We start from the raw sequence: 15,575 nt of genomic DNA on the forward strand, positions 1-15,575 counted from the left end.
GCCTACCGTGGATCCAGCAGCACGGACTGAAAGCTCCCCTGACCGGTTCCTGTGTACAGGAAGAGCTCCCCGTTTCCGCCAACACCCACAACTGACGGATTTCCCGTTCCCGTGAAGCCTGTCCCCAAGGCCGCGAACGAGCTGAAAGTGTTCCAGCCGGAACCCAGGGCAACGCGGGCCAGGAATCCGCCGCTGCCATTGCCCGGATACAGCCACAACGCCCCGTCAGTGCCCCGGGCCATGATGTCCTCCCGGCCATCGCCGTTGAAGTCCCCACCCTGCACTACCGAGTCAAAAATGTCCCACCCCGTGCCGATCTGCTTCCACGGGAGGAAGCCGCCCGAACCGTTACCCGGGTAAAGCCACAAAGTGCCGTTGGCTGCCCGGGCCACAAGGTCAGCTTTTCCGTCACCGTTGAAGTCACCCGGAGCCAGCAGCTCGTTGAAACCCTGCCAGCCGACACCGATCTGCTTGCGGGCCAGGAACTGGCCCCGGCCGTCTGTCGGGTACAACCACAGCGCTCCGCCGGCTGTCCGTGCGACCAGGTCCGGGTGGCCATCGCCGTCGAAATCTCCGGCACTCAGGACAGTATTGAAAGCATTCCACCCCGACCCCACCTGGACGCGGGGCAGAAAGCCGCCGGAACCGTTCCCCGGATAGAGCCACAACGCACCGTCAGTACCGCGGGCCAGGATGTCGGCGACTGCATCTCCGTCGAAATCTCCCGCCTCCCAGACCTGGCTGAACTGGTTCCAACCGGCACCGATGACCAAGCGTTCGGCAAAGCCCGAACCGCTGCCCGGGTAGAGCCGCATGGACCCCCCGGAGGTCACCGTCAGGACATCGGACTTCTTATCACCCGTGAAGTCCTGTCCGCTCACGATGTCGCCCACCGCGTTCCAACCGCTGCCGATTGCGACGCGCGGCACGAAACCACCCCAGCCGTTGCCGGGGTACAGGTAGAGGGTGCCGTCGCTTGCCCGCGCCAGAAGCCCGAAGGAGCCATCGGAAGTGATGCTGGTGAAGCCGTTCCAACCCGATCCGATCTGCGACCAGGCACGGAAGCCGCCCTGGCCATCTCCTGAGTAAAGCCAGAGAGTGCCATCCGGCTTGGTCGCCATGACGTCGAGGCGGGCATCGCCGTCGAAATCGCCCACGCCAATGATGTTCGTGAAGCCCTGCCAGCCGGATCCGATTTGCCGCTTGGCGAGGAAACCGCCGTTTCCGTCGCCCGGGTATAGCCAGAGGACACCGTCGCTGGTGCGCGCCAGGATGTCGCTTCGTCCGTCTCCATCGAAATCCGAAAAGCCGGTGATGGCATCGAAAATGTTCCACCCGGAGCCCACCTGGCGCGGATTATCCAGCCTGTTGCCGGGCAAACCCGAATACAGCATCAGGGAGCCGTCGGGCTCGCGGGAGAAGACATCGGCGAGTCCATCGCCGTCGAAATCTCCCGTAGAAAAGCGGACCTTGGCGGTGAGCCGCGGGTCGGCAGTGATGGTGATGGTGGCCGACGTCGACGACACCGAATTCATGGTCACCTGCGTACCGGTGTACGTGGTGAAGGTGCTCCCTGCCTGCCAGGCGTGGTTGCTGGCGTACCACGGGTCGGAGAAAGGCTTGGTGGAGGGCATCAGAATCAGGGAAGAAGCGATGGTGGCGCCGCCGCGCTGGACGACCTTCACGCCCATGTTTCCGGGTTTGCCGGCTGTTCCCAGGTAATTGTCAAAGCCGGCAGGTTCCCGCAGCTCCAGGTAATAGACCTCTTTGCTGACGGGATCGGTGAATTTGATCGCCCGCTGGGCTTCGGTGCCTCCCCACGGCTTGAGCGTGTAGCTCTTGGAACCCGTTGCGACGCCCACGTCCCGGATCTCATCCCCGCGGCCCAGGCCCGCATAGTCCCAGAACGTGGAACTCACAACCGGCGTCGCGTACTGGGCAGCTCCCATGATGTCGGTGGTGTCGCCGTACTCGCGGATGTAGCAGGACGGATCGGTGAACTGGCCGTTGCTGTTGACCCCGATGTCGGACACTCCGCTGCCGCACTGCAGGGCATCTGCGTGCATCAGGCCTATGACGTGGCCGAACTCGTGGCTCATCACGTTGTTGGTGAAGCTGCTGATCTGGGGCAGGAGCACCCGGCCGCTGTAACTGCCGCTGCTGTACCCGGCGCCCAGGGCGTTGCCGGACAACGTGGACGTCGGAATGAAGATGACCAGCGCTGTGTAAGGACTGGCCGACCAGTTCAACTCCCCCGTGATGGTGGAGATGATGGTGCTGTAACTGTCCGTGGAGCGGGCTTTGGATTGGTGGCCGGCGACTTTGCTGGCCACCGTCATGGACAGCTTGTTGGCCGTCATGGCTTTCCAGTAGTTGCTGGTGGACACCACAGCCTTTTCAGCGTCCGTCATGGAAACCGGGTTGGTGTTGTCCGCCAGTTTCGCGGTGACCAGCCGGACGTTGATGGTGCCGCCCGGACCGGCTGCCGCAGCTCCGTCACGGAGCAGCGAGTCGACGTCGGCCTGACCCTTGGTGGGCTGCTTGGTTTCCGGGAGGGGCGTCTCGAAAACATGCTCCGAGTGCGGTGTGCCCTCAACGAATTGGACGTTCGGATTATCGGGCCCGGGAAGTGGAACTGCCGTGGCAGGAGCCTGGACAGAAAACAGGCCGGCGGCAAAAACCACCAAGCCTGTGGACAGCGCGAGCGATCGCCGTAAAACACCCATTGGTTCTCCCGGGAGGACGGAGCCTGTGGTTGCTGTAAATCTCAGTAACCGAGATCAGGCTACAACCGCGTCGGCACTGGCCTGCGGAGGCGCCGGACTTCAGGCGGGCGCGTCTTGTCGCCGTCCGTCGCGGCGGCGCCCGCGCACGGGCGGAAACGCAACCATCCCGGAATGCTAACCGGACCCTAACCACGCCGAAATACCGTGGCAACATTGCCCCTCCACACTGGAATAGCCGGCAAGTGCAGGCACCAGCTCCAGCCAGGAGGACACCATGCTGAAGGAAGTAACCACTCAAACAACACGAATACGCGCGATCAGCCAGCTCCACCGCGGAGACGAGATCGAGGCCCGCCTGTCGGTTGGGCCCGCTTACGACGACGTGGTCATACGCCGCGGACGCGTCCAGGAAACGGCCCCGGGAATCGGCGTCGTCTGGATCATGGATTACGCCTCCGGGATGAGGAAAGCCATCAATACCGACGAATGCAGTGTTTGGCGCGTCGCCTGAACAGTCTCTGCTGGAGACCAGGCTGGACGCCCTTCTTCACCCTCAGCCGCCGGCCACGGACTGGACAATCAAGACCTCCTGGCCCGCCGCAACTTCCGTTTCAAGACCATTCAACCGCCGGACCTCGTCACCGTTAACGTAAATATTCACGAAACGGCGCAGTGCCCCGGTTTCATCACGCAAACGCCTGGCCAGGACCGGATAATCTCCGGTCACCGAGTCCAAGAGCTGTCCAACGGTCACAGCACCGTCGGCGGACGCAGTCAGACAGGACTGTCCGCCGACGAGCGGCTGCAGGACACCAGGCAACAGGACCGTAAAGTCAGCCACAACGGACCTAACCAGGTACCGGGGCGCTGGCTGCTGATTGCTCGACGGCGGTGGCTCCGGCGTCGCTGCCAACAACGACGGCCGCACGAACGCAAAGCACGTCCGGCAAGTGCGAGACCACTTCATTGAAGGTCTCGCCCTCGTCGGCGCTGGCGTACACGGAACCACCGCGGGTTCCGAAGTACACACCCACGGGTTCGGCGGTATCCACGGATGCGGCATCGCGGAGCACCGCGTTGTATTCGTGATCCGGCAGGCCCGTGTGCAGTTCCTTCCAGGTGTTACCGGCATCGTCGGTTCGGTGGACGCTGAGCTTGCTGCCAGGCGGGATGCGTTCACCGTCAGCCTTGAGCGGGATGACCCAGGCCGTCCCTTCCCGGCGCGGATGGGTGAGCATGACGAAACCGAAATCGGCCGGCAGCCCTTCGGCGATGGAATCCCAATTCTCGCCGTTGTCATCCGTCCGGTACACGCCGTGGTGGTTCTGCGCGTAAAGACGACCTTCCACGGAGGCATCGGCTGCGATCTTGTGCACGCACTGGCCGAACTCGGGATTGGGGTCCGGCATGAAGTACGCCGAAATGCCCTTGTTGCGGGGCTCCCAGGAGGTCCCGCCGTCGAGGGATCTGTAGACGCCGCCAGTGCTCATGGCGATGTGGACCTTCTCGCCGGATGGATCCACCACAATCGAGTGTGCCGCCGCGCCGCCGTAGCCCGCACCCCATTCACTGCGGTGGGGGTGGTCCCATAGTCCGCGGTTCAGCTCGAAGTGTTCGCCGCCGTCGGTGGACTTCCACACCGAAATCGGCTCGCAACCGGCCCACACGACGCCTGGGCGGGAGTCGGCGTCGGGGTAGATCTGCCAAACCCGTTCCAGGGCGGCGTCGGTGCCGTCCGGGAATTTGATGGCGCCTTGCTCGGGCTCGGTCCATGTGGCGCCGAGGTCGTCTGAATGGGCCACAGTGGGTCCCCAGTGCTCAGACCTTACCCCCACCATGATTCGTGTTTTGCCGTCCCGCGTGTCTATCCCGATGCTGGGTATCTCGCTCATCAGGAAGTGCGGACCGGAGAGGGACCATTCTTTTCGGTCCGGGCTGGTTGCCAGCCACAGGCCTTTCTTGGTTCCGATCGCCAGGACATAACTCTCTGCGGTAGCCATGAGTCCCATCGAACCATCGTGGGGTGGGGAGGGCAATGGGTTTTTGGAGCCATGTGGAGAATTCACGAGGGCTTGCGCTTGGTCCTGGGATTCGGGTCCCGGCACCGGATTCCCGATGCGTGGCCACACCAGCTACGAGTACCTCAGGCAACCTTCGTGTTGTGTGATGTCAGGTGGCGGAGGCCGCGTCCAAAGGACCATCGGCCTTGAACGCGCGGTTCCTGCCCGCTGCTTTGGCTTGGTAAAGGGCCCCATCGGCGGTGTGGATCAGCTGGGCCAGCGTTGAGCCTGAAATTGCAGTGGATGAAATCCCGTAGCTGACGGTGGGAAACTCCAGCCCGTCAGGTGCGGGCGCAGCGGCCAGGCGCCGGCTGATCTCGGTGGTGATGGCTTCCGCCGCGACCTCGTCGGCACCCGGCAGGAAAATGACAAATTCCTCCCCGCCGTACCGGCCCACCAAGTCGGTCCTGCGCAACGAACCCTTGCACGCCACGGCAAACGCCCGGATGGCAGCGTCCCCGGCGGCATGCCCGTGGGTATCGTTCACGGACTTGAAATGATCAAGGTCGGCCAGGACAACGGCCGCCGACCTGCCCGCCGTTTGCAGGGCAGCGAGCTCCCGCTCAGCCAATTCCATGAAAGCCTGGCGATTGAACAAGCCCGTCATTCCGTCGCGCGATGCCCGCTCATTGAGCCTCGTGATGAGCTGGTGGCTATTGAGCGCGGTCATGCTGAAGGAAACCAGGACCAGCAGCATGATCAGCAGCAAGCACGTCACCGCCGGGCTGAAATAGGACTGCAGGACCTCGCTGTCCGGCCCGGCCACGGCATAGACCACGATGCGGCAACCGAAGTAGGCCACCAGGACAGCAGCGACAACCAGCAGCGGCCGGTGAGCTTGCGAGGCCCGCGACTTCAGCAAGGCCAGTTCCCGGGCGGCGAGCGCCATCCCGGTCGCCATCAAAGCGAAGTACACCAACCCGCCCTGCCACGCGCCGTCGGGGTCGGTTTCAATGACTGTCGCCGAAGCCGTTACTGCCGGAGCCGCAAATAGCAGCCACAACGGCGTGCCAAGGTTCCGCAAGGAACGGAACCCCGCCCAGACACCGAAGGCTCCGGCGACCGTAAGAGCGTTGCCCAGGGGGCTGGCTACCCAGCCCCAGTCCGTTTCCTTCAGCCAGTACGCCACGTTGCCCGCAAGCCAGCACCCCAAGGCAGCACACCAATAGGCGCTGTAGAGCGATCGGGTCCTCCGGTAAGAACCCAGGAAAAGAACCCACAGTGTTAACGTCACAACAGCAAGAGCAAGTTTCATGCTCAACAAATCCAACATCGAATCCCCCATTCACCGGCCAGCATAAGGGCCGGGAGGAGAATGGGCGGGACACGACGCGGCGGAGGACCGCAGCTGCAGGGCGGGCTATGCCCGGAAAGAGCTGCTCAGGCCCCATAGTCCTCGTCCGTGACGTGTTCCAGCCAGGTCACGACCTGGCCGTTCCCGTCGGCCTCCTGCATCGCGATATGTGCCATGAACCGGTCCGGGGTGGCGCCGTGCCAGTGTTCCTCGCCGGGTTCGATGTAGACAACGTCGCCGGGGCGGATCTCCTGTATCCCGCCGTCCCGCGTAGCCACCAGACCTATTCCGTCGGTGACATACAGGGTTTGTCCCTTGGGGTGGTGGTGCCAGGCAGTCCGTGCACCGGGAGCGAACCGGACGTGTGCGCAGCCGATGGCTGATTGCCCATCCGGGTTCCGGATACCGTCGATCTGCACGGTTCCCGTGAACCATTCCTTCGGGCCGGCTGCTGTCGGGTTGCCGCTTTTCATGTACTTCATGTTTCGCTCCTCAAGAATCAGCGCGTGCCTGCCGTGGCCTTTTCGACGACGTTTTCGGTAGCCGCCCAGGACGCCAGGAGTTTCAAGCCTTCCTCGCTGGCACTTCCTGGCACGGCCGGGTAGACGGTGACGTGGAGGCCGGTATCCTCGTCGAGTTCGAGCTGCTGGTAAGTCAGTTCCAGCGATCCGACCACCGGGTGCTGGAAGGTCTTCATTCCCGAGCGGTGCCGCCGGACATTGTGCGCGGCCCAAAGGGTGCGGAATTCCTCGCTCCGCATGGACAACTCGCCCACGAGTTCGGCGATTGCCTTGTCATGGGGGAAGCGACCCGCGTGGCGGCGCAGGATCTCCACGTTGGTGTTCGCAGCGCGGTTCCAATCGGGATAAAAATCCCGTCCGCGGGGATCCAGGAAGATGAACCGGGAGTGGTTCGCGGGGCCGGCCGTGCTCCTGAAGAGGTCGAAGTACATGGCGTAACCCAGAGCATTAGCAGCCACCACGTCCATGCGGTTGTTGGAGATCAAAGCCGGTGCTCCCGTAATGGAATCCAGGAAAAACTGGAGCGCGGGATCGATCGTGCGGGCCGCCTTCTTGACCTTCGTGCGCCCGCCCCGGTTGGCTGTCCGGGCGAGGTCATAGAGGTGCTCGAGTTCTGCGCGGTCCAGTTGCAGAGCCCCGGCGATGGCGTCCAGGACGCTGTCCGATACGCCGGAGAGATTTCCCCGCTCCAACCGGATGTAGTAGTCGATACTGACGCCTGCAAGCCGCGCCACTTCATCGCGCCGCAGGCCGGTGACCCGCCGTCGAATGCCGAAAGCTTCGATGCCTGCCTGCTCCGGGGTGATGCGTGCGCGGCGGGACATCAGGAACTCCCGCACTTCCGACCGATTGTCCATGTCCTCCACGTTACGACCCCCGTTGCCCGTGGTGAGAGGTTCTGTTGGAACCCGTATAAACGGTCCCTCCCACCTATCCGCCAAGCCATGGTCCGATGGATCCCAGTTCACCTGAGAGGCCAATCCATGTCAGCAGATACCCGTACCGCCACGCCCGGCGCACACAAAGAGGGCCCGAACCCCGTGAGCCGTTGGGGCGGCGTCTTCGCCATGTCCTTTGGAGCGTTCGCCGTGGTGGCCTCCGAATTCATGCCCGTGAGTCTCCTGACTCCCATGGCCAATGATCTCCAGGTCTCCGAAGGGTTGGTGGGCCAGGGAATTGCGATCTCCGGGCTGTTCGCCGTCCTCACCAGCCTTTCCGTGTCCGCGGTAACCGGCAGGATGAACCGGCGCACCTTGCTGATCGGGTTGGCCGCGTTGATGGGTGCCTCCGGCGCCCTGATCGCCTTGGCCCCGGGGTACCTGCCATTCATGGTGGGCCGGGCATCCATCGGTGTTGTCATCGGCGGTTTCTGGTCCATGTCCGCTGCCACCGCCATGCGGCTCGTCGCTCCGGCGCAGGTCCCGCGTGCGCTGGCGATCGTCAACGGCGGCAATGCCCTGGCCACCGTTCTTGCTGCGCCGCTTGGCAGTTACCTGGGTTCGTTCATTGGTTGGCGGGGAGCTTTTCTCTGCCTTGTGCCTGTCTCCGTGGTTTGTGTGGTGTGGCTCTGGATTTCCTTGCCGTCCCTCGCAGCGCCTGTCAGCAGGACCAAGGCCCGCGACATCCTGACCATCTTCACGGCTTTCAAGGACCGGACTGTCGCATGGGGCATGGCCGCCTGCGGGAGCTTCTTCATGGGCCAGTTCATCCTCTTCACCTACGTGCGGCCCTTCCTGGAAACCGTGACCGGGGCGGAGGGAGCCCTGGTGTCCCTCGTGTTGCTGGTCATGGGCCTATCCGGATTCGTCGGGACCGTGCTCATCGGCCGGTTCCTGGGTGCTGGCCTGTACCGGACACTCATGGTGATCCCTGTCGTCATGGCCCTCGTCGCGGTTGCCTTGATCCCGTTCGGTGGCGTGTTCGCCGTCGTCGTTGTTCTGTTGGGTTTCTGGGGGCTGTTGGGAACGTCCGCTCCGGTGGGCTGGTGGAGTTGGGTGGCGCAAGCGATGCCGCGCAACGCCGAACAGGGCGGTGGGCTCATGGTGGCCGTGGTCCAGACATGCATTGCCTTGGGCTCCACAGTTGGCGGAGTGCTGTTCGACTCGCTGGGCTTTGAAAGCACCTTCCTGGCCAGTTCCGTGGTCCTTCTGGTGTCGGCGTTCCTGGCGTTCATGACGAAGCGCGTGTCACGCAGGCGGTAGCCGCGATCTGGCGCCCCGGCCCGCAGCTGTTGTAAATTGAGGGCGAACGTAGGCAGACGCAATCCATCCGGTGGGCCTGCTCGCAGCGGTCAATGCATCGCGAACCCCACCGGGCCTGATGCCGCCGCGCACCCCTGGTATCCCTCGTGCAGCGGCCGGCAGCATATTGCGAAAGGTGCCGCCCATGCGTGCAATTCCCGTTCCCCCTTCCCGCTTGCTCGAGCAGGAACTCATGGCCCGTCTTGCGCGCCTGGACCTGGAAGCCAAGGTCCGGCTGCTGTCGGGCAAGGACCACTGGAGCACCTACGCCGATGAATCGATCGGGCTGCGCTCCCTTGTTCTCTCCGACGGAACCGTGGGAATCCGCGGCGTGCGGTGGACCGAGGCGGACACCTCCATCAATATCCCTTCGGCGACGGCGCTGGCAGCAACGTTCGACGCTCGCGTGGCGGCCGCCATGGGTGGCGTCATCGGCGCGGAAGCCAGGCGCAAGGGCGTGGACGTCGTTCTTGGCCCGGTGGTCAATCTTCAGCGCACCCCTTACGGCGGCCGCCACTTCGAAGCGTTCAGCGAGGACCCGTACCTCACGGCCATCATGGGGGCGGCCATGGTGCGGGGAATCCAAGCCGAGGGCCCGGCCACCACAGCCAAACACTTCATCGCGAACGAGGCCGAAACGGACAGGCTGAATTCGAACTCGGTGGTCCCTGAGAATGTATTGCGGGAGGCCTACTTGGCCCCGTTCGAAGCGATCGTCAAAGCCGGTGGCCTCGGCATCATGTCCTCCTACAATCGGGTCAACGGCACCCCGGCCGTTGAGTCGGACCTCCTGACGGAGATTTTGGAGCGCGAATGGGGATTCGACGGTTTGGTGGTTTCCGACTGGGGAGCCATCCGGACTGTGGAGTCGACGGCGCTGGGTGGTACCGACCTGGCGATGCCCGGCCCCAGGACCATGTGGGCTGCGGGCCTCGTGGATGCAGTCCGCCAAGGACGCGTCCCGGAGGCGGCCGTCGACAACAAGGTGCTCCGGCTGCTGCGGCTGGCGGCCCGGCTCGGAGCCCTCGACGGCATTGAGCCACTGGTGGACCGGGACGCCCTCCCCACGCCACCGTCCGCGGAATCGTCCGGGATACGCCGGCTTCTGCGGGACACCGGGGCCAAGGGCATGGTGCTGTTGCGCAATGAGGACCGGGCCTTGCCGTTGACGACGGCGGCACGGAAGATCGCCGTCGTCGGTCCTGCCGCTGTTGTGCCGAGAACCAACGGCGGCGGCAGCGCGGCGGTCATCGCTCCCCCGACCGTGCCGCCCCTGGAGGCGCTGCGCGCGGCCATGCCGGACACCCTGTTCCATTACAGCGAGGGGGTCCGCCCCACCACGCTGGTGAAGACCCTTTCCGCAGCGAACGGCTCCGCGCCGGGAGGCCAGGGCGTGGTCCTCATTGAATTCCTGGACCAGGAAGGCCGCACGCTGGGCAGCGAAACACGCGACCGCTGCGACACACTGACGTACGGGATGGGCTACCCCGACGGCGTTCCGGAGGACGAGGTCAAGGCCATCCGGGCAAGCACCCTCCTCACCGCCGACACCCCGGGCGATTACGTGTTCTCCGCGGCGGGCGTGGGCCACGCGCAGGTGACCGTGGACGGCGTCGCCCGGTTCGATGGGGAGCTCATCCCTATTAATGCCGACGCCGTGGTGGGCATGTCCCTGCCGCCGCAAGCGCTGATTGACCTCGCCATGGCACCGGGACAGGCCGTGGGGGTGGTCTTCACCTACGCGCCGGCACAGCGGACCGTGGCCTCCCTCCGTTTGGGCTTTGATTCAGCAGCACCCGACGCCGACCTGCTGATCGCGGAGGCGGTGGAGTCGGCCCGCGATGCGGACTGCGTCATCGTCTTTGCCGGCACCGGTTCGGAAGACGAAGCTGAAGGTTTCGACCGGACCACGCTCGCTCTGCCGGGGCGCCAGGACGAACTGGTGGCAGCGGTGGCGGCCGTGAGCGCGAAGACCATCGTGGTGGTCAATTCCGGGGCGCCCGTTCTCCTCCCCTGGCGTGACCAGGTGGATGCCATCCTCCTGACGTGGTTCGGCGGCCAGGAAATGGGCTGGGCTGTGGCGGACGTTCTGACCGGAGAGGCAGAGCCCGGTGGCAGGCTGCCCGTCACCTTCCCGTCCAGCGAGGAAGGTCTGGCTTCGCCGCAGCCGCAGAATGGCGACGTGGTCTATCGCGAAGGGCTCGCCATCGGCTACCGCGCCGGGGCGGAAACCGCACCCGCTTACGCCTTCGGGCACGGACTGGGCTACGGAAGCTGGAGCCTGTCACATCTGGAGGTCCGGGCACAGGAGGAGGACGTCGCTGTGACCGTCCGGCTCAGGAACCATTCCGCCCGGGCGTCCCGCGAAGTGGTTCAGCTCTACCTCTCCCGGGGGCAGAGCCGGGTGGAAAGGCCCGCCCTGTGGTTCGCGGGTGCGGCCGTTTCCGAGCTGCCTGCAGGAGCGGAAGACACGGTTTCCGTGACGATTCCCCGGCGTTTGTTCGGGCACTGGGACACCGCCGCCGGCTCCTGGTCCCTGGAGCCGGGGATCTTCCACCTCCGCGCGGGGACATCCAGTGCGGATTTACCTTTGATGACGGACATCCGGGTGGACTTGGCCGGGGCGGATGCGTTGCGTTTAGGCTGAACGTGGCACCAACTCCCTACCGAGGATGACGGAGAAAACCATGACTGAAGCAAACACGACTGCACGCGCAGAACAACTGAAGGCCCTGCATGAAGCGCCGGAAATCCTGAGTGTCGTCAATGTTTGGGATGCGGTCAGTGCCACCACGGTGGCAGCCCTCCCCCAGACAAAAGCCATCGCCACCGCCGGGCACTCCATCGCCGCGGCTTTTGGCTATAAGGACGGAACCATGCCCTTGGACGTGGCGCTCAGCGGAGTGGAGAGGATCGTCAAGGCTGTGGACGTCCCCGTCACTGCAGATCTCGACGACGGATATGAGGATCCTGCCGAAACCATCCGGCGCGCTATTGGCATCGGAGTCGTGGGCGCCAACGTTGAGGACCGCCTGCGGCCGTTCGACGAAGCGGTTGCCCGCGTCAAGGCGATCATCGATGCCGCCAACGCCGAGGGTATTCCGTTCCAGCTGAACGCCCGCACGGACGCGATCGTCCGTGGTGGTGACCGTCCGATCAAGGACAGCATCGAGGACGCCATCGCACGGGGTCGCGCCTTCCTCGACGCCGGTGCAGCGCTGGTTTTCGTGCCGGGCGCGCTGAACCGTGATCTCATCGAACCGCTGGTTGAGGGCCTCGGCCACGGCAAGCTCTCCGTGATCGGCGCTCCCGGAGCGTTGCCTGCTGCCGAGCTCCAGGAACTCGGCGTAGCCCGGGTGTCCTACGGTCCGTTCACCCAGCGGGTGGCCCTCCGCGCTCTTCAGGATCTGGCCTCTGACCTGTACGGCTCCGGCGTCATCCCAACGGACACCCCGGCGCTGAACTAGGCCTAAGCCGTCCCGGCCCGCTCTGAGTGAGCGGACCGGGAGCGGCCTTGGCCAGCGTTTCCCGGCACCTCTTTCAGTGCTTGCTGCGTGGTCCTAAAATTACTGTGCAATGCGGGCAACAGAGACCGAGCAGAAGGGGCGCGGTTGCCATGGCCAAAAGTCCATTCCACCACGGTAAACCGGATCAAAACAGTGACGGCAAGGTGCACAGGACCCGCTTCGGCGAGTGGCTGCAGCGCGAGGACTCAGGCGTGGAGGGAACCGGCAGCAGTATTTTCATACGGCGCCACGATGACCACCAGCCACCTGAACGCACGTGCATCCAAGGCCACGAGATAGCGCCGGGGGAAACGCACTGCTCCCAAGGACACCCAGTAGGTTGACGCTCCAGGCCGTAACCGGTTACGAAGTCGACCGCGTGTCAAAATCCGCCGCAGATTCCCGCAGGAGCCGGGCCACCGTGTCCAACGGAAGGCTTGTCGGCCTTCGCCTGTCGAACCGACGCAGCGCGATGTGCCTCGTCCCCAAACCCGGCACATCAAGGATGTCCACCTGGTCCTGGACCACTCCTGTCAGCGCCAGGGTGGGCACTATCGCAACACCTTCCCCGGCCGCCACCAGCGCCAAGGCAGTCAGTGTGTCCTGGTATTGGTGAATCGTCTCGATGTGGGCACCCGTCGAATGGCGCAGTCGGCCAAGCACGGCAATGTTGGCTGCGGACGGCTCTACGCCCAGCCACGGCAGGGGCAGACGGCTCAGGTCAAGATTGTCCGTGCTGAGCAGTGATCCCGCCGGCACCACCAGCTTCCACGGCTCATCCAGCAGTGGTTCTTCCACCATCCCGGCTGCCAGGGGACGTTGGTCCGAGGTCGTCGAATCCTGCTCGACCACCACGGCGTCCAGCTGGCGTTGTCGGAAGAGACGCATGAGCGCCGGGAAGCCGTCCTCCACCAGCTGGATCTGTAGTTGCGGGTACTGGACGCGCCACTCCGGAAGGCGCGGAATGACCACCGTGCGCATGAAGCTGGTGAACCCACCTACCCGCACAACTCCCGCGACCTCCGCTTCTCCCTGCATCCGCGAGCGCGCCACGTTCAACGCCCGCTCTATTTCCTCCCCGGCTTCCGCCATGGCCAGTCCGGCCGGTGTCAGCACTGAACCTTTGGGGGTTCGGAGGAGCAGGGCCTGGCCCGCTTCGTTCTCCAATTTGGTGAGTTGCTGGGACACCGCGGACGGCGTGATCCGCAGTTCGTCGGCAGCGGCGAGGACCCCTCCGGTACGGGCGACGGCGAGGAGGACGAGCAGGCGTCGGGGGTCCATTTCCATGTTCAGAGATTCTAAATACGGGCTTCAGAATAATGCAATTGAACTAAAGGCAGCTATCCCTCAAAATTTAGTTCAAGGCCGCTCTTCGCTCTGAAGGGCCGGTCTCTGCATTCGGCAGAAAAACCCCTGAAACCATTCGTCGCCCGGCCACTTCCGGCTGCCTGGACATGAGAGGACCCCCGATGGAACTGCTGTGGGAAATTACCGGTTGGGCCGGTGCGGCGGCGATGCTCTGTGCCTACATGACAGTGTCCATGGGATGGATCAAGCCGGGCAGTACCTTCCAGGCCGTGAACCTGTTTGGCTCCTGCGCGTTCATCATCAACGGCACCCTCCACCAAGCGTGGCCCTCGGTGGTGACCAACGTGGCATGGTTCCTCATCTCAGCGGTGGCGCTGCTGCGGATGCGCTCCCGGACGGAGGCTGCAGTCGCCGAGCCCGAACCAATGACCGCCCCGGCCCTCGCCACCATGGACCCAGCCGGCTGGAACACAGGCGCCAGGGACTCAGGCACCAGGGACATCAGCATCACGGACACAGCCGCGCAGATGGTCATCCCGCGGCCCAGCCAGGCAGTCAACTGCGCGTAATCCGCGTATCCCTGGGCTGCACATCACACAAGGTAACCTCCCGTCGTCGTCGTAAGCGGCAACGCTTAGGGTGGGCACTAAGCGCCGACCGACAGAGAAGGAAGCCATGCCCACCCCAGACCGTCCGCTGCGCAAGCTTGGATTCCTCACCATCGGCCTGTTCGATCCCGCGGATCCGGCTGCGGGGCACCGCTCCACCCTGGAGATCATCGAACTCGGCGAGCGCTTGGGATTCGACAGTGCCTGGTTGCGCCACCGGCACCTGCAGTACGGAATTTCGTCGCCGGTTGCGGTGATGGCAGCGGCCAGCCAACGGACCTCGAAGATCGAGCTGGGCACCGCGGTGACCCCGCTGGGTTGGGAGAATCCGCTTCGCCTGGCCGAGGACCTGGCCACAGTGGACCTACTCAGCGGAGGCCGCATCAATCCGGGGGTCAGCGTCGGCGTACCGATGCACTACGACACCGTCAAGCACGAGCTCTACCCTGATTCCGCGGACACCGAAGATTTCAGCTACGCCCGTGTGGACCGTTTTGCCCGGCTGGTCGCCGGCGGGAAGGTGCGGGAGTTTTCCGGCAAGCAGGGCGTGGTGGAGGAGTTCTCAAACCGCGTGGAACCCCATTCCGCCGGGCTGCGTGAACGGATCTGGTATGGAGCAGCGAGCCTGAAGTCGGCAACGTGGGCCGGGGAGAACGGCTTCAACCTGCTTACCAGCAGCGTGGTGTTCCCGGGCCAGGATGAAGAGCCGGATTTTGCTGCAGTACAGCAACGGCAGATCCGCGCTTTCCGTGGCGCGGCTGAAGCAGGCGGCAGCAGCACCGCCCGCGTCTCGCAAGGACTGGTGGTGATCCCCACGGATTCCGCTTCCAGTGCCCAGCGGGAGAAGTACCAGCGCTATGTCGATGAGCGGACTCCGCGCACCAGCGCGCCCCAAGGCCCGCAGCGCATGATGTTCGCGCGGGACCTCATCGGCAGCAGCGATCAGATTGCCGAACAGTTGTACGCGCACCAGGGCTTCCAGGAAGTGGACGAGGTAGCGTTCGCGTTGCCGTTCAGCTTTGAGCACGAGGACTACGTGCAGATCCTCACCGATATCGCGGGCACGTTGGGGCCGGCGCTGGGGTGGGCGCCGACGGAATAGCCTCAGTCCACGAATTCGGACTGGGTCTCGATGAAGTCCCAGTCGGCCGTGGTCAGCACACCGCTGACTTTGTCCGGATGGGGACCGCCGGCCTCGGCGATATGTTGCAGGACCTGCAGGGGGAGTTCTTCCACGCGCAGGTTCTCGCGCAGCCATTCCTTGCTGTCCATGTGCAGATCAAGCCACCACATGTAGATTTCCACCGCGGGA

Annotated in this window: 14 protein-coding genes; 6 read left to right on the forward strand and 8 right to left on the reverse strand. The window is 64.4% G+C overall.

Annotated elements, in window-relative coordinates:
• Positions 1-2: 2 nt before the first annotated feature.
• On the reverse strand, positions 3-2,726 hold the full coding sequence (locus tag JMY29_RS19435; RefSeq protein WP_189076575.1) for an FG-GAP-like repeat-containing protein: 2,724 nt from the start codon (positions 2,724-2,726) through the stop codon (positions 3-5).
• A gap of 274 nt (positions 2,727-3,000) precedes the next feature.
• Here JMY29_RS19435 and JMY29_RS19440 point away from each other — a divergent pair, with 274 nt between their 5' ends.
• Positions 3,001-3,237 carry a hypothetical protein gene (locus tag JMY29_RS19440; protein ID WP_018779356.1) on the forward strand — a complete coding sequence of 79 codons (237 nt, stop codon included), beginning with the start codon at positions 3,001-3,003 and terminating at the stop codon, positions 3,235-3,237.
• A 42-nt stretch (positions 3,238-3,279) separates the two neighbouring features.
• Here JMY29_RS19440 and JMY29_RS19445 read toward each other — a convergent pair whose 3' ends face one another.
• From JMY29_RS19445 to JMY29_RS19465, 5 genes are all read right to left on the reverse strand, one after another.
• Entirely contained in the window at positions 3,280-3,567 is a 288-nt protein-coding gene (locus JMY29_RS19445; RefSeq protein WP_018779357.1) for a MoaD/ThiS family protein, read from the reverse strand.
• A 7-nt stretch (positions 3,568-3,574) separates the two neighbouring features.
• Positions 3,575-4,735, reverse strand: coding sequence for a WD40/YVTN/BNR-like repeat-containing protein (locus JMY29_RS19450; protein WP_039243451.1), 1,161 nt, complete (start codon positions 4,733-4,735; stop codon positions 3,575-3,577).
• A gap of 160 nt (positions 4,736-4,895) precedes the next feature.
• Entirely contained in the window at positions 4,896-6,041 is a 1,146-nt protein-coding gene (locus tag JMY29_RS19455; RefSeq protein WP_227453607.1) for a GGDEF domain-containing protein, read from the reverse strand.
• A gap of 125 nt (positions 6,042-6,166) precedes the next feature.
• Positions 6,167-6,562, reverse strand: a complete 396-nt coding sequence (locus JMY29_RS19460; RefSeq protein WP_039243452.1) for a (R)-mandelonitrile lyase — start codon at positions 6,560-6,562, stop codon at positions 6,167-6,169.
• A 17-nt stretch (positions 6,563-6,579) separates the two neighbouring features.
• Positions 6,580-7,458, reverse strand: coding sequence for a helix-turn-helix transcriptional regulator (locus tag JMY29_RS19465; RefSeq protein WP_018779361.1), 879 nt, complete (start codon positions 7,456-7,458; stop codon positions 6,580-6,582).
• 126 nt (positions 7,459-7,584) lie between these two features.
• Here JMY29_RS19465 and JMY29_RS19470 point away from each other — a divergent pair, with 126 nt between their 5' ends.
• The 3 genes from JMY29_RS19470 to JMY29_RS19480 all read left to right on the forward strand — a co-directional run bounded on the left by JMY29_RS19470 (position 7,585) and on the right by JMY29_RS19480 (position 12,308).
• Positions 7,585-8,802: an MFS transporter gene (locus JMY29_RS19470; RefSeq protein WP_189076577.1), complete on the forward strand. Its 1,218-nt coding sequence runs from the start codon at positions 7,585-7,587 to the stop codon at positions 8,800-8,802.
• 184 nt (positions 8,803-8,986) lie between these two features.
• Complete coding sequence (locus tag JMY29_RS19475; RefSeq protein ID WP_189076578.1) at positions 8,987-11,488, forward strand: glycoside hydrolase family 3 C-terminal domain-containing protein; 2,502 nt, start codon at positions 8,987-8,989, stop codon at positions 11,486-11,488.
• Positions 11,489-11,528: 40 nt separating this feature from the next.
• Positions 11,529-12,308, forward strand: coding sequence for an isocitrate lyase/PEP mutase family protein (locus JMY29_RS19480; protein ID WP_055974013.1), 780 nt, complete (start codon positions 11,529-11,531; stop codon positions 12,306-12,308).
• Positions 12,309-12,710: 402 nt separating this feature from the next.
• On the opposite strand, the gene JMY29_RS19485 is transcribed toward JMY29_RS19480, so the two are convergent.
• Positions 12,711-13,634 carry a LysR family transcriptional regulator gene (locus JMY29_RS19485; RefSeq protein WP_189076579.1) on the reverse strand — a complete coding sequence of 308 codons (924 nt, stop codon included), beginning with the start codon at positions 13,632-13,634 and terminating at the stop codon, positions 12,711-12,713.
• 182 nt (positions 13,635-13,816) lie between these two features.
• Here JMY29_RS19485 and JMY29_RS19490 point away from each other — a divergent pair, with 182 nt between their 5' ends.
• Together JMY29_RS19490 and JMY29_RS19495 are read left to right on the forward strand one after the other, a co-directional pair.
• On the forward strand, positions 13,817-14,224 hold the full coding sequence (locus JMY29_RS19490; protein WP_189076580.1) for a CBU_0592 family membrane protein: 408 nt from the start codon (positions 13,817-13,819) through the stop codon (positions 14,222-14,224).
• A 106-nt stretch (positions 14,225-14,330) separates the two neighbouring features.
• On the forward strand, positions 14,331-15,365 hold the full coding sequence (locus tag JMY29_RS19495; RefSeq protein WP_110504746.1) for an LLM class flavin-dependent oxidoreductase: 1,035 nt from the start codon (positions 14,331-14,333) through the stop codon (positions 15,363-15,365).
• Between the two features lie 2 nt (positions 15,366-15,367).
• On the opposite strand, the gene JMY29_RS19500 is transcribed toward JMY29_RS19495, so the two are convergent.
• The gene (locus JMY29_RS19500) at positions 15,368-15,568 is read right to left on the reverse strand and encodes a hypothetical protein (RefSeq protein WP_018779368.1); all 201 of its coding nucleotides are present in this window, start codon (positions 15,566-15,568) and stop codon (positions 15,368-15,370) included.
• Positions 15,569-15,575: the final 7 nt, after the last annotated feature.

Source organism: Paenarthrobacter nicotinovorans (genome assembly GCF_021919345.1).
Classification (GTDB): Bacteria; Actinomycetota; Actinomycetes; order Actinomycetales; family Micrococcaceae; genus Arthrobacter; species Arthrobacter nicotinovorans.

What these genes read in the sequence shown, in the direction of transcription:
- JMY29_RS19440 (WP_018779356.1), top strand. Translation starts at nt 3,001, where the DNA reads ATGCTGAAGGAAGTAACCACTCAAACAACACGAATACGCGCGATCAGC.
- JMY29_RS19490 (WP_189076580.1), top strand. Translation starts at nt 13,817, where the DNA reads ATGGAACTGCTGTGGGAAATTACCGGTTGGGCCGGTGCGGCGGCGATG.
- JMY29_RS19495 (WP_110504746.1), top strand. Translation starts at nt 14,331, where the DNA reads ATGCCCACCCCAGACCGTCCGCTGCGCAAGCTTGGATTCCTCACCATC.
- JMY29_RS19485 (WP_189076579.1), bottom strand. Translation starts at nt 13,634, where the DNA reads ATGGAAATGGACCCCCGACGCCTGCTCGTCCTCCTCGCCGTCGCCCGT.
- JMY29_RS19470 (WP_189076577.1), top strand. Translation starts at nt 7,585, where the DNA reads ATGTCAGCAGATACCCGTACCGCCACGCCCGGCGCACACAAAGAGGGC.
- JMY29_RS19475 (WP_189076578.1), top strand. Translation starts at nt 8,987, where the DNA reads ATGCGTGCAATTCCCGTTCCCCCTTCCCGCTTGCTCGAGCAGGAACTC.
- JMY29_RS19460 (WP_039243452.1), bottom strand. Translation starts at nt 6,562, where the DNA reads ATGAAGTACATGAAAAGCGGCAACCCGACAGCAGCCGGCCCGAAGGAA.
- JMY29_RS19435 (WP_189076575.1), bottom strand. Translation starts at nt 2,726, where the DNA reads ATGGGTGTTTTACGGCGATCGCTCGCGCTGTCCACAGGCTTGGTGGTT.
- JMY29_RS19450 (WP_039243451.1), bottom strand. Translation starts at nt 4,735, where the DNA reads ATGGGACTCATGGCTACCGCAGAGAGTTATGTCCTGGCGATCGGAACC.
- JMY29_RS19465 (WP_018779361.1), bottom strand. Translation starts at nt 7,458, where the DNA reads ATGGACAATCGGTCGGAAGTGCGGGAGTTCCTGATGTCCCGCCGCGCA.
- JMY29_RS19480 (WP_055974013.1), top strand. Translation starts at nt 11,529, where the DNA reads ATGACTGAAGCAAACACGACTGCACGCGCAGAACAACTGAAGGCCCTG.
- JMY29_RS19455 (WP_227453607.1), bottom strand. Translation starts at nt 6,041, where the DNA reads ATGAAACTTGCTCTTGCTGTTGTGACGTTAACACTGTGGGTTCTTTTC.